At 41.6% G+C, this 15051-nt stretch carries 10 protein-coding genes; 2 read left to right on the top strand and 8 right to left on the bottom strand.

Features of this window, described 5'->3' with window-relative positions:
- A complete protein-coding gene (locus PSH41_RS10590) occupies positions 1–759 on the top strand; it encodes a HesA/MoeB/ThiF family protein (RefSeq protein WP_273589687.1) in 759 nt (252 codons plus the stop codon).
- 37 nt (positions 760–796) lie between these two features.
- Here the strand turns inward: PSH41_RS10590 and PSH41_RS10585 are convergent, their stop codons facing one another.
- Genes PSH41_RS10585 through modA form a run of 3 tightly spaced genes read right to left on the bottom strand, consistent with a single transcriptional unit; the run spans position 797 to position 3252 of the window.
- On the bottom strand, positions 797–1834 hold the full coding sequence (locus PSH41_RS10585; protein WP_273589688.1) for an ATP-binding cassette domain-containing protein: 1038 nt from the start codon (positions 1832–1834) through the stop codon (positions 797–799).
- Positions 1827–2513, bottom strand: a complete 687-nt coding sequence (modB, locus tag PSH41_RS10580; RefSeq protein ID WP_273589689.1) for a molybdate ABC transporter permease subunit — start codon at positions 2511–2513, stop codon at positions 1827–1829. The genes PSH41_RS10585 and modB overlap by 8 nt, the downstream gene beginning before the upstream one ends.
- A complete protein-coding gene (gene modA / locus PSH41_RS10575; RefSeq protein ID WP_273589690.1) occupies positions 2500–3252 on the bottom strand; it encodes a molybdate ABC transporter substrate-binding protein in 753 nt (250 codons plus the stop codon). Before modA ends, modB begins: the two co-directional genes overlap by 14 nt.
- 47 nt (positions 3253–3299) lie before the next feature.
- On the opposite strand from modA, the gene moeA reads away from it, so the two are divergent.
- Entirely contained in the window at positions 3300–4514 is a 1215-nt protein-coding gene (gene moeA, locus PSH41_RS10570) for a molybdopterin molybdotransferase MoeA (RefSeq protein ID WP_273589691.1), read from the top strand.
- Between the two features lie 103 nt (positions 4515–4617).
- Here the strand turns inward: moeA and PSH41_RS10565 are convergent, their stop codons facing one another.
- From PSH41_RS10565 to acnD, 5 genes are all read right to left on the bottom strand, one after another.
- Positions 4618–6495, bottom strand: coding sequence for a hypothetical protein (locus tag PSH41_RS10565; protein WP_273589692.1), 1878 nt, complete (start codon positions 6493–6495; stop codon positions 4618–4620).
- Between the two features lie 9 nt (positions 6496–6504).
- The gene (locus tag PSH41_RS10560) at positions 6505–7596 is read right to left on the bottom strand and encodes a hypothetical protein (protein WP_273589693.1); all 1092 of its coding nucleotides are present in this window, start codon (positions 7594–7596) and stop codon (positions 6505–6507) included.
- A gap of 64 nt (positions 7597–7660) precedes the next feature.
- Positions 7661–10684: a hypothetical protein gene (locus PSH41_RS10555; protein WP_273589694.1), complete on the bottom strand. Its 3024-nt coding sequence runs from the start codon at positions 10682–10684 to the stop codon at positions 7661–7663.
- A 524-nt stretch (positions 10685–11208) separates the two neighbouring features.
- A complete protein-coding gene (gene prpF, locus PSH41_RS10550; RefSeq protein WP_273589695.1) occupies positions 11209–12375 on the bottom strand; it encodes a 2-methylaconitate cis-trans isomerase PrpF in 1167 nt (388 codons plus the stop codon).
- 12 nt (positions 12376–12387) lie between these two features.
- A complete protein-coding gene (gene acnD / locus PSH41_RS10545; protein WP_273589696.1) occupies positions 12388–14997 on the bottom strand; it encodes a Fe/S-dependent 2-methylisocitrate dehydratase AcnD in 2610 nt (869 codons plus the stop codon).
- Positions 14998–15051: the final 54 nt, after the last annotated feature.

Below are 15051 nucleotides of genomic sequence, written 5' to 3'. Positions count from 1 at the left end.
ATGCAAAAACCCCCTTTAACGTATCAGCAGCAATTACGCTATTCTCGCCATATTATGCTTCCTCAGCTAGATATAGATGGACAAGAAAAAATATGGCAAAGTCATGCTCTTATTGTGGGGTTAGGTGGATTAGGTTGCCCAGTTGCGCAGTACTTAGCGGCATCGGGCGTAGGTACTTTAACGCTTGTAGATAACGATGTGGTTGATGCAACTAACTTGCAAAGGCAGGTGCTCTATAAACAAAGTGATGTTGGGAGCTTAAAAACCCACAGTGCAAAAAAACAGTTAACTCAGTTAAATGATGAAATAGAGATCCACACTATTGATGAATTTTTAAATGAAAACTCGCACCTTGAACAATTACTTAGCAAAGTAGATGTAGTTATTGACTGCACTGATAACTTAGCAACACGTAATTTACTCAACAGCGCCTGCTATAACATCCGTACGCCCTTGGTTTCGGGCTCCGCCATAAGGTTAGAGGGACAAGTAGCTTGCTTTACAATGGCGCCTAATAGCCATTGCTACGGGTGTGTGTCACAGCTTTTTGGCGAACAAACTCAAAGCTGTTCAGAGTCAGGCGTGCTCTCTCCTATTGTGGGGCTTATTGGTAGTATTCAAGCGACTGAAGCACTTAAAATTATTGCAGGACTGCCTAGTAAACTCACCGAGCAGCTATTACTTGTAGATGGTTTGAGTATGGAGTTTAACCGTTTTAACATTGTTAAAAATAAGCACTGCACTGTTTGCAGCGCTTAATTTAGTACATGGTAAATACATGACTGTTTTTGAGATCCTAACTTAGCGTTTCTAGGTTATTTATTGTCAAATAAATCTGCTCGCCTAGGCTTACAGCACTTTGCTGCCATTGCCTTTTAGACAGCGCGCAATACAGTAATTGCGTATCTACATTAACAGTTAGCAGCCATTGCTCATCAAGCTGCTGGGCATTTTCAAGCATACCTTTTAGCACGTTTGCACTGCTCTCATTAATTGGTTTTACTTTGCTGTAGGTTATTTGGCTGCTTTCTATAATTAACATATGGTTTTGTTTTACCAGCGAAGGCACTGCATATAAATGCTGTTGGCTATTACTAAGAGTAAGCTGGTATAGACCAAAAGCATCATTAAATTCAGGCTTACTATAACTAAGTATACTAAGTGGCGTTTGGCTCTTATTTGTATAAATACTTTGCACCACTTCTTGTGTTGCACCGCACTGGAGCACGTTGCCTTTCGCTATATGAAGTAATGTATCGCTGCAATAAAGTAGCTCTTTTAAGGAGTGGCTAACAATAATAAATTTAATACCATGGGATTTATTTAGTTGTTGAACAGCCCCCAACATCGTAAAACGCGTTGACCAATCTAAGGCGCTAAATGGCTCATCAAGTAAAACAACAGATTGCCCACTTAGTAGTGTTCTTGCAAAAATTACACGCTGGCTCTCCCCGCCCGAAAGCGCCGACACATCACGATTTAGTAATGGGTTTAGTGCTAATAAATCAATTACCTGATCAGGCGTTAGGTTATTACTTTTATTTTTACAATGCTTGTGAGTAAACAGTAAATTACCCATTACATTTAAATGTGGAAATAACGGGCACGACTGCAGCTGTAAAGTAAGTAGGCGTTTATCGGGCTTTAAATGGGTAATATTATGATTATTTATACACACATTTTGCGCCGTCGTAAGCCCCGCTATCGCCTGTAATAAGCTCGATTTGCCAGAGCCCGAAGGACCAAACACCCCTAAAATATCAAATTGATTTATAGCTAAATCAACATGTAATTCAAAATCGTCCAAACGTTGATGACATTGTATTTTAAGCACGATTAGCAGCTCCGTTTATCACGGTTTTATTAACTTTAAACAACAACACTAAACACGCAAACGAGATTGCTAGCAATACCAACGACAATTGGTGCGCTGCCCCATAATTAAGCGACTCTACATGGTCGTACAATGCAATAGACACCACTTGGGTTTCGCCTTGTATATTGCCACCAATCATTAGCACTAAACCAAATTCTCCTAATGTATGAGCAAAGCCCAGTGCAAAGGCACTACCTATGCTTGGCTTTAATAGCGGTAACGTTAAATACATAAAACGCTTAAACGGGCTGATCCCCAAGGCAATAGCAGCTTGATTATAAGTAGTATTTATTTGTTTAAAGCCCGCCAGTAACGGCTGCATCACAAAAGGGAGAGAGTAAAATAACGAGCCAATAACCACCCCTTGAAAACTAAACGCGAGCTGCGTACCCGTTAGCCAAAACCAAAACTGCCCAAATGCATGAGTAGGTGAAAACAATACCAATAAATAAAAGCCCATTAGCGTAGGCGGCAGCACCAAAGGCATTGCTATAAGTGCTTCTAATATAGGCTTTAACTTACCTTTATAACTGGCTAGCTGCCATGCAAGCGGAATGCATATAATCAACAAAATAGCAGCCGTTATAAAGGCAAGTTTAATTGTAAGCCACAGCGCTGTCACATCACTTGCTAACATCACTTTCCTTTACTTTATAGCCAAGCTCTAATAATGTTTTTGCGGTTGAGGAGTCATTTAAAAAAGCCATAAATTTTTTAGCTGCCGTTAAATGCTTAGTCGCGCTTATGATAACGCCTTGCTGCGTTATTTCAGGGTATTTTTCAGGTTCGATAAGCGTGTAATTTAAATATTTTTTATTTTTAGTTTTGCGATACGCCGACTTTAACGTAGATAGCGCGACTAAGCCTTTAGCGGCATTGCCTGTTTCTACAAATTGAAACGCATGGGTAATATTATTTGCATACACAAATTCATACGGTGTTTTTATATAATTTTTAGCATAATGCGTCGATGATTGCCCATATGGCGAAAACCGCGGATTAGCAATGGCTAATTTATTATTAATAACTGAGTTGCTTGGCTGCCACAGCGCTAATAAACCTATCGCATAGGTGGTTAAGCTATTTTTAAGGGCAAAGCCGTCTTTGATCAGTGCGTGTGGGCGTGCAGCGTCGGCTGATAAAAATATATCGTACGGTGCACCGTGCATAATTTGTGAGTGTAATACGCCGCTAGAAGCAGCTGATATTTTAATATTAATATTTTTCAAGGCTGGGTTAGTTACCAGCGTTTGCAGCACAGGCTTAAAATTGCTCGCAACGGCTATGTGCAGCGTTTCTTTTGCGTTAAGAGGATTGCTAAATACCACTAACAGTAATAACAAATAACCACACCATGTATTGTAAAGCTTTAACATTATAAGTATTGTTTTAAAAATCAGACACATTATAAAAAACAATATATATGAACGATGTATGCAATGCACCTGGTTTATTACCAGTAGAAACCGCAATTAGTAACATGCTAAGCGCTATTAACTTTAATAAAGCAGCAGAAACTATTTCAATAATGCACAGTGTTGGCCGTGTTTTAGCAAACGATATTAAATCCAATATAAATGTGCCTACTCACGATAATTCGGCAATGGATGGCTATGCACTTTGCCTAAGCGAAGGGCTAACAACTTATCAGCAAGTAGGCAGTGTATTTGCTGGGCAAACCTTTAAAAACATCTTAACACCTGGGCAATGCGTTAGAATTATGACCGGCGCTGCCCTGCCCCCTGGCGCTAATGCGGTAGTTATGCAAGAAAACGCCAGCGTAGATAACGACAAAATAACATTTACAGGTCATATTGAGCTCAATAATAATGTTCGCTTTGCAGGTGAAGACATTGCAAAAAATAGTGTTGTTTTTAAAGCGGGCAGAAAACTAAAAGCAGTCGATGTAGGCTTACTTGCCTCTATTGGTATTAACCAAGTAAGTGTATATGAAACACTAAAGGTCGCGGTTTTTTCTACAGGGGATGAACTTATAGAGCCTGGCAATGCGCTTCCTGCAGGTGCTATTTATGAAAGTAATCGCGCTGTTATATTAAGCGAGCTTAATGATAACAATATAGAAGTGATTGATTTTGGGATAATTGCCGATGATAAAACGCTCATTAAAAACACATTTTTAAAAGCAAACGAGCAAGCCGATGCCGTAATAAGCTCTGGTGGTGTATCGGTTGGCGAAGCCGATTTTACTAAAGAAGTATTAAATGAAATTGGCGATATCCATTTTTGGAAAATTGCCATGAAACCGGGTAAACCCTTTGCTTTTGGTAAATTACCTAACAGCTACTTTTTTGGGTTACCAGGTAACCCCGTATCGGCAGCCGTTACGCTTGAGCGACTTGTAAAGCCAGCCCTTACAAAGCTTTCAGGAAATGAACATACTGCTAAGTTACGTTTAAAAGCAACCACCACAGCGCTGATTAAAAAGCGCCCCGGCCGTACCGACTTTCAACGCGGTATTGCCAGCACCGACGAAGACAATAACCTACTGGTAACGCCTATAAATAAGCAAGGCTCAGGGGTACTCTCATCGCTTAGCCACGCAAATTGCCTTATTGTGGTGCCCGCAGAAAGTGGCAATATTGGAAAAGACGAAACCGTAGAAATAGAACTACTATAACTTATACCAATTTGCTTAGTTAGGTAGTATATAAGCACGAGTAATAAAAAAGCCCAGCAAGTATGTGCAACTTGCTGGGCTTAAGTTTAGGTTTAAACCGCTATTAAAATAACGACTCAAAATCACCATTAGGAAATAATACCCCAGGAATACCACGTACTGCGGTTACATCCGCAATTTTTGTATCGCCTAAATACAAGCCACCGCTGTAGTTGCTGCCAGCTTGTTTTACATCAAGCCAGCGACCGTTTTCACCTTTTGCGGTTAAACTAATATTGCTATTTACTTCTCTAATGCGTAAATCTAAGGCTTTTTGTTTTACGCTAATAAATACATCACTACTGGTAAGCTGCGATAAATCAATAACATCACCTACATACGCTAAGCTAAAGTCACTCGCACCTCCTAATGGCAGAGCCAGTTCTAGGCCAAACATTAAATCATCGTTTTCCTCACCCGTCAGTGGCGAAGCTTCTAATGCTGTAATATGAAAAGGCGTAGTTTGAATATCACTTTGATATTGGCCAGCAAAATCAAAGGCAGATAAAGACGTAACTTCCTGTGCAAACGCAGTAACAAATCGATTTAGATCTAATGATATCTCACCAGTAAGCTCGCCTGATTGCTTAGCAATAACTACGTCAGTGGTAATATTAGCAATGCCTGTTTGTGCATCGGGTAATAATTCACTTTGCTCACTTACCCCATCAAATTCCACCAGCAGTTCACTTACATCAACATCTAAGCGCGTATCGCCATTAATAACAGAAGCGCTCATTACCCCTTCTATTTTATCACCAAGTACACCGCTTATTCTAAATGTGGGGATAGACATGTCTATATTTACTGGCAAGCCATCATAGGTACCGGTAATTAGCCATTCGTAGGGTGAGGTTGAATAGCTAATATCAAGATTACGTAACGTGTACTGCCCTTCGCTCGCAGATACTTCTGCAAGTGGAGAGTAATTAATAAGTACCTCATTAATTACTTCTGCAAGTACGGTAATAGTTTGCTGCGTATCATCATCAAGTGCGCTTTCTAGTTGTTCAAGCTTCGCGTCTAAATCATCAGCGTAGGTTGTGTCCTGTAAGCGAATAACACCTAGCGCATCTCTTATATTTTCGAGTAATTCGCGTGACTCTAATGCTTGCTCAGTTTCAACTTTTTGTTGCCAATTGTTATAACTAGTCACGCTCGCAATAGTTTGCTTAACCTGCCCAGCTACACTTTGAATTAAACCATTACCTTGTTCACTGTAAAGGTTATCTGCGATGTATTGATCAGCTAAACTGCTGTAAGTTTGCCAAGCACTTGTATCATCCTGCTGGGTGATAAAATCATCAAATGCAGTGGCTAAATCAAAGCCTTCAACAGACACACCAGCGATGATAGCGCTATACGTAAATGCGTTAGCAACAATTTCTGCCTCTAGTGTATTACTCAAGCTACTATGTGTAAGCTGATAAAAAGGACTCGCAGATAAACTTGCAAGGGTCGCGTCAACATTTGCATTCGTAATTGCGGTGCTCAATGGCGAGAAAAACACCTCATTAACGCCTGGCGCAACATAGGCACGGGCGGCATAGTTTAAATTAACGCCGGTTATCTCTTCAAAATCAATTAAACGGTTTTCGTTTATATCGTTTACATCGCCGCGAAGCGTTCTGCCGCAGCCTGTAAAGCGTGGGCACGGCAAGGCGCTATCGTCAGGTATAAATTCAAATGTATAAAAATTAAGAGGCGATACGCTCACGCTGGCGGTATTTATGTTTTCGACCGAGACAGACTCAACCACATTGCCTTGGCTGTCTAATTGATTAAGCGTACCTTTGGCTGATTGCCACTGAGGTACATAAAAGTTTACGGTAGAGGCAGATGCTACGCTTATTTCAACCGCTTCGTCACTACTGTCATTTGAAGAGCCACCGCAGCCACTAAGCGCTAGAGCAACTGACAAAGGTAAAAGTTTTTTTAACATCTTCATTCCTTAAAACTTAATGTTCATGTACCAATTTACATTCGCATAATAAGCTTTATCTAAATCTAAGCTGTCGGTTTGTAAATTAAGACCAAAGTACTCGTTTTCAATACCGACTAAAAACGCTTCACTTTTTGTTTCATAGCCAGCTTGTACTTTCCAATGATCCCAAAAATGAATACGCCCTTTTAGCTGACTAAATGTATCTTCATCGTACTGCTTGATTGTAAGCGCCGTTGAATATCGGCGGTTGATTTGATAATCGGCAAAGGCGGTAATACGCATTTCCATATCAAGTGTGTGTGACTGGGTATTACCAAAAGCAGATGTTTGAAGAGAAACAGTCGGCGTAGAGGTAACATTACCACTCTCATCTTCACTGAAAGGGATTTCTGTTGTTTGCCCTTTTACCGCGCCGGTATCATCAAAGTCAGTTTTATAAAGCAGATCTTTTATACTTAGCCCTACTTTTAAATCGTCATTTACTTGCCAATCAGCAAAAATATCTAAGCTATAGCCTAGGCCTTCAGGGTTTTGCGAGGGAGTAAATTTTTTAAATAAAATATCTTTCGAAAAATTATAATCAGCAGTAATGCTGCCTTCTACATCGTCACTAAACACTCGCCCATCTACAGAGGCATCTTGAAAATGTGTACTGGCAAAAACAGACACTTTTGGTGTAATAGTTAGCGCGTTTTTATCTAAAAATTTAAAATCGTATGAAACAAACACCCCATTAGAGGTCACTTGCTTAGCATTTAGCTGATACGTGTAAAAACGTTCTTCAAAGGGTAAATCGTTTTTTTCTAAATAAGTATAAAGTGCAGTATCGGGATCAAAATTAAGTACGTAGTCATAACGGCTCTGCAAACCAACTTTAAAATTGTTGTAACCCACGCCAATCTCAAAAATATTATAAGTAAATGCACTGTCGCCAGACTTAATAGGCTCGTCAAAATCATCTACAAATGCTTGTACTGGCTGTGCCTCAGTGTAAATTTCGGCGTCAAAGTGAGTGAATATTTGAAATTGATTATTTGCAGAAGCTAGAGGTGAAAGTAGAGCAGTTGAAAATCCTAACAAGAGAATTTTTTTTTTCATAATTTAATCGCTTTCTATAAAAAAAGGGAAAAGCACACAGCTTTTCCCTTTTATAGTTTAAGTATTAGTTAGATGAGTCAATTAAAGTCACATCTGTGTAATCAATTACTTCATCATCAATGTAAGTAATTGAAACACCATTTGTTACCTTAGTTGCTGTACCAAAGGTCATCATCATGCCATCGTACATAGCTTTAACATCGCCCATGTAACCAGCTGATTCAGTACCCGACATAGACAGCGTGTAACCCATTGCAGCGTCGCCATTTACTTTAATTTCAAGCATGGTCATGTCTTCATCACCACTGCTATCCACTTCAGACATAACGCTAAAGTCTAAGTCGCCAGACATACCTGCTAGTTCTAGCATAGCCATGTCTGTCTCTTCCATGCCGCTTAAGTTAAGTGTCCCCATAAAGTCTGAGTCACCGTCCATAATTTCAACACGGTTCCACGCTTGCGTCATCGTAAGCTCAGCGTCATCAACGGTATCTGCACTCACATCACCGTCAAACGTAAATACTAAACACGAATCAATTTGCGTAGAGTCAGTAATTGTACCATCAGCAAATGCTTGACACTCTTCAAGTGCATCTGCGGCTACATCACCTGTAACAAGCTCAACAGTTGCATCGGTTTCGGTATTTAGCATACCGCCCCAAGCAACAACCAATTGGTTATCTTGATACGCTGCAGACGCTGTGATCATGCTATCTGTAGTCGAGTTTGTAAGTATTAGCGTTAAATCGTCTAAGCTGTAGTCGTATTCCCATTCAGGATGCGTTGTTGAAGTACCTTCACCAGAGTTACCCATATCGGCAAGCTCTTCAAATACATCAAATAACACTTCAGCTGTGTCGTAAAGTGCATCTCCACCGGTACTTGTTAATACTGTCATTGTAGAAAGAGATTCTGATGTTTCTTTAACAGATGCCGTTGCAACCGCCAGCTCTGCTTCTGCTTGAAGGCTAAGCGCAGTTACAAGTTGCTCGTTTGCAAGTTCAGCCTGAGTTTCAGCAGCTTCGGCCATCATTTCTGCACTTTCAACTAAATCTGCAGCTTCAGCCATATCAGCTTCAGTTACTGCTACAGCTTCATATTCAGTTGCTGCTTCTAGTGCTTGTTCAATCGCAAGCTCTAGTGCATCTACAGCAGCAGAAAAATCTGACGCCGCAATTACCGCAGCATCAACTAATTCAACAGTTGCTTGTGCATCGTCACCCGAGTCAACAGCAGCTTGCGCATCAGCAAGTGCACTTGTTGAAGCGGCTTCTGCTGTATCTGCAGCGGCTTTCTTTTCATCTGCAACATCTGCAGTATTCAAAGCAATTTCTTTAGCGGCTTCTACTTCAATCTCATACTCAGTAATAGCGGCTTCTGCATCAAGTACTAACTGCGCAAGTGCTAAATCGTATGTGCTTACGTTTTCTACTTCTTCTAAAGCAGCGTCTTGTAAATCAATTGCAGTATCTAGTATGCCTTGGTAGTCAGAGCTTTGAGCTACAAGTAAAGACGCAGTGCTAACATAGCCTTGTGCTTGCACATAAACCTTATTTGTTGCCGTTGATAAATCCGCTGCTTCAGCTTCATTTTCAAGTGCAGCTACAGCCGCAACAAATTCAATTGCAGTAGCTGCGTCAGTTACGGCATCACCCATTTCTTCAACATCAGCAAGCATTTCTTCAGCAGTATCTATAGATGTTTGAAGAGCAGAAAGTTCAGTAGAAGATGCATCAATTTGCGCTGATAACGCAACTGCTAAATCTGCAAAAAAGTCATCGCCTGCAACACACTCATCGCCAGTACAACCCAGCTCTTCTAGAGCTTCTTGCACAGTACCTGCAAGTTCTGCCAGCTCTGCATCGGTTGCTGCGCCATTTTTAACTGCGTTGTCTTTTGCTTCTTTTGCTTTAGCAGCAATACCAGCAGAGTTTTCTGCAAATGCATTAATCTCAGCAGCTGATGCATTAGGGTTATTTGCTAAGTAGGCTGCTTCTAATGCCGCTTTAATAGCATCTTCATCACCCGTTGCAATAGCTACAAACACGCTTGCAGTACTAGAAACGGCTGTTTGTAAGGTTGCTGCAATATCAGTTGTACTTAAAGTACCTGTTGCAATACCAGCTTTAATGCTCGCTATAGTATCAGAAATCGATGGTAAACCTTGAACCGAAGACGACAGCTGCGCAATCATCAACACGCCTTGTGAAAGGCTTTCTTCACCGTCTACATCACTTAAATCTACTGCACCACCGTTTGATAAGTCACCAATAAGCGCTGACAATAATACCGCTGCATCTGGTCCAAAAACTTGGATCACTGTATTTAAGCTTGTTGATGCAATAGCATCAGCGTCAACGTCACCTTCGGCTTCAAGTAGAGCTTGAGCAACCAGCGTAGTTAAAAAGGTTACATTCGCTTTAAACGAACGTGCTACGTTTGCATCGCCTGCTGCGCCGCTAGTATCAGATGAGTCGGCTTCTGCTGCAGCTACATATTTAACAACAGAAAGCTCTAGGTCGGCTTTGTACCATTCACCAAACTCAATGTTAGTATCGCCATCGTTTACATCATCTGCTTCTGGCGCATCATCGTAAGTTCCACAACCAACGTAAGCATCACAACGTAAGAAGCTATCATCGCCTTCTTCAGCAGTAGTAACTGTAATATATACAGGGCCTGTAAAGTCATCTTCAAGGTAAATGCTGTAGCTACCATTATCGCCGGTTACTAGCGCATCTGGGTTACCTGCTATTTTGCTAGCTTCTACTGCAGCATCTGCCGCATCTTGAGAAGTTGCTTCGCCGGTAAACGTTTCAGCTTCTGCTGATGCTTCTAATCTAAATGCAACTGGAACACTTTGCCCTGTTTCATCAAGTGTCATCACGCTAACAACGGCACCTTTCATTGCACCTTTAACAGCTTTACCTGTTATTTCTACGTTAAATTGAGCGTCATCAGATGAAGTAACAGATTCAACTGGAGGAACGTAAGTGTTTCTGTCGTTGTCTGAACCACAACCCGCTAAACCTAGTGTAAGTGCAACAGATGCTGCAATTGGGGTAATTTTAGTCATACGCTGTGCCATTTATTTCTCCTTGATAGCCTGCAATGAGTATCAGAAAATTATTTTATTAAATATACGTGTGAAAGTTTACAAAAAAACACAAACAGACACACAATAACAACCTTTGTTACTTATTGATTAAAGTAACATTAAGCAATGAGTTTTTGCTACATTTTTATACTTTTTAAGTACAATTTTTTACCTAAATTTAAACGACGCTTCTTCATAGGCTTTACTATTTTTCAATAACATATGTTAAAACCATTAAGAAGCATCGCTCTGGCGTACCATATATCCACTATATTAAGTGAATATTACATTTAATTTAGTTTGTTAATAATATTCTTCAAGTAAATGCGTCAGATACGTTAAAAAAAAACCATCTATGTGCTGATATAATGAAAAAGAATTAGTTTTGTAGGCTTTTTGGAAGGGGAATTCTTAAACACAATGTTTACTTTGTTTAGTTTTAAAACTAAACATTTTAAGAGTCAATAACGACTAAGGGTAGCGTTATTGACTCAATATAAAACGTTAATATCAGCTTATTGCAAAGCCCTAACTACGCCCTCCATAAGCACACGAGCACTGCGGCTCATACTTGCTTTGGTAACTTGCCAAACACCAGCTACTTTTTTAGCTTCTGCGCCTACTTTTAGCGTGCCAGAGGGGTGGCCAAAGTTAACTTCGTTCAATGTCCCGCCACCTGCGGCCACATTAACAAGCGTACCTTCAATAGCCGCGGCTGCGCCAATAGCGACTGCGGCTGTGCCCATCATAGCGTGATGAAGCTTGCCCATAGACATAGCACGTACCAATAAATCAATTGTTGTAGCTTCAATAAACTTACCACTTGACGCGTTGTAATCTAATGGCGCTGCCACAAAGGCTACTTTAGGTGTGTGTTGGCGTGTTTGCGCTTCGTTAATATTAGCTATTAACCCCATTTTGACTGCGCCATAGGCACGAATAGTTTCAAGCTTTTTAAGTGCGTCAGTATCGTTATTAATATCGCTTTGCAGCTCAGTGCCACTATAGCCAATATCCGCGGCATTAATAAATACAGTAGGAATACCCGCGTTTATCATAGTGGCTTTTAAAGTACCAACACCTGGTACTTCTAAGTCATCTACTACATTGCCTGTAGGGAATAACGCCCCTTCACCATCAGCGGGGCTTAAAAACTCTAGCTTTACCTCGGCAGCAGCAAAGGTCACGCCATCAAGTTCAAAATCGCCAGTTTCTTGCACTTCGCCATTGGTGATAGGCACATGAACTAAAATGCTTTTTTTAATATTAGCCTGCCATACTCGCACCACGGCTACACCGTTGTCGGGTACTGTGCTTTTATCAACTAAGCCGTTCGTTATAGCAAACGCACCTACTGCGCTGGTTAAATTACCGCAATTGCCGCTCCAATCTATAAAAGGTTTATCTATTGCCACTTGGCCAAATAAATAATCTACATCGTGGTTAGGTTGCTCGCTTTTACTTAAAATAACCGTTTTACTAGTACTTGATGTTGCACCGCCCATGCCATCGGTTTGTTTGCCATATGGGTCGGGGCTACCAATTATGCGTAACAGTAAATTGTCGCGCGCCTCACCTGTCACTTGGGCAGGTTTGGGTAAGTCGGTTAACTTAAAAAATACACCTTTACTGGTGCCGCCGCGCATATAAGTTGCTGGTACTTTAATTTGTGGTTTAAACATAATGCACGCCCCTTATGCTGATTGCGTAGCTTCTAAAAAGTCTTGCGTAAAGCGCTGTAATACACCACCAGCGGCATAAATAGAAAGTTCTTCTTGGGTATCCAATCTGCATTTCATAGGTACTGTTAGTACCTCACCGTTTTTACGTGTAATCACTAAATCAAGCGTTGCACCTGGTGTTGGCTCGCCTTTTACATCAAAGCTTTCGCTGCCATCAATGTTAAGCGTTTTGCGGGTAGTGCCTGGTTTAAATTCAAGCGGTAATACACCCATGCCAATTAAGTTAGTACGGTGAATACGCTCAAAGCCCTCTGCAGCTATAACCTCAACGCCTGCAAGCCTTACCCCTTTTGCAGCCCAATCACGCGATGAGCCTTGCCCATAATCGGCACCGGCTACAATAATGAGTGGTTGTTTACGCTGCATATAAGCTTCGATTGCTTCCCACATACGTGTGTTAGTACCTTGTGGCTCTAATCGTGCGTATGAACCTTGTTTAACTTCGCCGTTTTCATCACGCACCATTTCGTTTAACAATTTAGGGTTTGCAAATGTAGCGCGCTGCGCTGTTAAGTGATCCCCTCGGTGCGTTGCGTACGAGTTAAAGTCCTCTTCAGGGACGTTCATTTTAGTTAAGTATTCACCCGCAGCACTGCTTGCCATAATAGCGTTTGAAGGCGATAAATGATCCGTTGTAATGTTATCGCCAAGTACAGCAAGGGCGCGCATGCCGGTCATGGTTCGCTCACCTGCAAGGGCGCCTTCCCAGTATGGCGGGCGGCGAATATAGGTACTTTGCTCGCGCCAGTTGTATAGCGGGTCGTTGTCTTCACCGTAATCTACGGTTAAATCAAACATAGGTTCGTACACTTTTTTAAATTGCTCTGGCTTTACGCTTTGTTTGATTACTTCATCTATTTCTTCATCGCTTGGCCATAAGTCTTTTAGCGTTATATCGTTACCATTCTGATCTTTCCCTAGTACACCTTTTTCAATATCAAAACGAATAGTGCCGGCAATAGCGTAAGCCACCACTAATGGCGGTGACGCTAAAAAGGCTTGCTTAGCATACGGATGTATGCGCCCATCAAAGTTACGGTTGCCCGAAAGTACCGCTGTTGCGTATAAGTCGCGATCTATCACTTCTTGTTGAATTACAGGGTCAAGCGCGCCACTCATGCCGTTACAGGTAGTGCAAGCAAAACCCACAATACCAAAGCCAAGTTTTTCAAGTTCAGGGAGTAATTTTGCTTCTTCTAGGTATGATTGCACCGCTTTTGAACCCGGTGCTAATGACGTTTTAACCCAGGGTTTACGCATTAACCCTTTGGCATTTGCATTACGCGCAAGTAAGCCGGCAGCAATTACGTTGCGCGGATTACTGGTGTTAGTACAACTGGTAATAGCAGCAATAATACACGCGCCATCTGGCATTAAGCCTTCTTCGTTTTCAACAACGCCAGATATACCTTCTTTGGCTAAATCGCTCGTGGATACACGACGATGTGGGTTTGAAGGCCCAGCAATATTGCGCCCAACACTCGATAAATCAAATTTAAGGACGCGCTCATATTTTACGGTTTTTAAACTATCGCTCCAAAGGCCAGCCGTTTTAGCGTAGTTTTCTACAAGTGCTATTTGCTCTTCATCACGCCCTGTTAAACGCAAATAATCAATTGTTTTATCGTCTATATAAAACATGGCTGCAGTGGCACCAAATTCTGGCGTCATGTTTGAAATAGTTGCTCTATCGCCAAGGGTTAGTGCATCAGCGCCTTCGCCGTAAAATTCTAAATAGGTCGATACAACACGCTGAGCGCGTAAAAATTCGGTAATAGCCAGCACTATGTCGGTTGCAGTAATGCCAGGCTGGCGAGTGCCTGTAAGCTCAACACCTACTATATCAGGCAGGCGCATGTACGAGGCGCGGCCAAGCATTACGCTTTCGGCTTCAAGCCCACCAACACCTACAGCAATTACGCCAAGTGCATCCACATGCGGGGTGTGGCTGTCGGTACCAACTAAGGTATCGGGGAATGCAATGCCATCGCGGTTTTGAATAACAGGCGACATTTTTTCAAGGTTAATTTGATGCATAATGCCGTTACCAGGCGGAATAACATCAATATTTTTAAAGGCGGTTTTAGTCCAGTTTATAAAATGAAAACGGTCGTCGTTGCGTCTATCTTCTATTGCACGGTTTTTTTCAAACGCTTCAGGGTCAAAGCCTGCATGCTCAACCGCTAATGAGTGATCAACAATTAGCTGTGTAGGCACAACCGGATTCACTTTTGCTGGATCACCACCTTTTGCAGCTATTGCGTCGCGCAGGCCTGCTAAATCAACTAATGCAGTTTGGCCTAAAATATCGTGGCACACCACGCGCGCCGGATACCACGGAAAGTCTAAATCTTGCTTACGCTCAATAAGCTGATTAAGCGCATCGGTTAGCATATCAGGCTCACAGCGGCGCACTAAGTTTTCGGCAAGTACGCGTGATGTGTAAGGCAATGTGGCATAAGCACCAGGCTTTATTGCATCAACGGCTTCTTGCGTATCATAGTAATCCACATTTGAGCCGGGCAATGGTTTTCGGTATTGGGTGTTATTAATTATGGTCATAATATCTGTTCGCTAATAGGTGACGGGAGATAAAAGGCAAGAGGTGAGCGTATT

Origin of the sequence: Pseudoalteromonas sp. CST2 (genome assembly GCF_028599385.1) — a bacterium.
In the GTDB taxonomy this organism is placed as follows: Bacteria; Pseudomonadota; Gammaproteobacteria; order Enterobacterales; family Alteromonadaceae; genus Pseudoalteromonas; species Pseudoalteromonas atlantica.
This window is presented reverse-complemented; position numbering and strand designations above follow the sequence as displayed.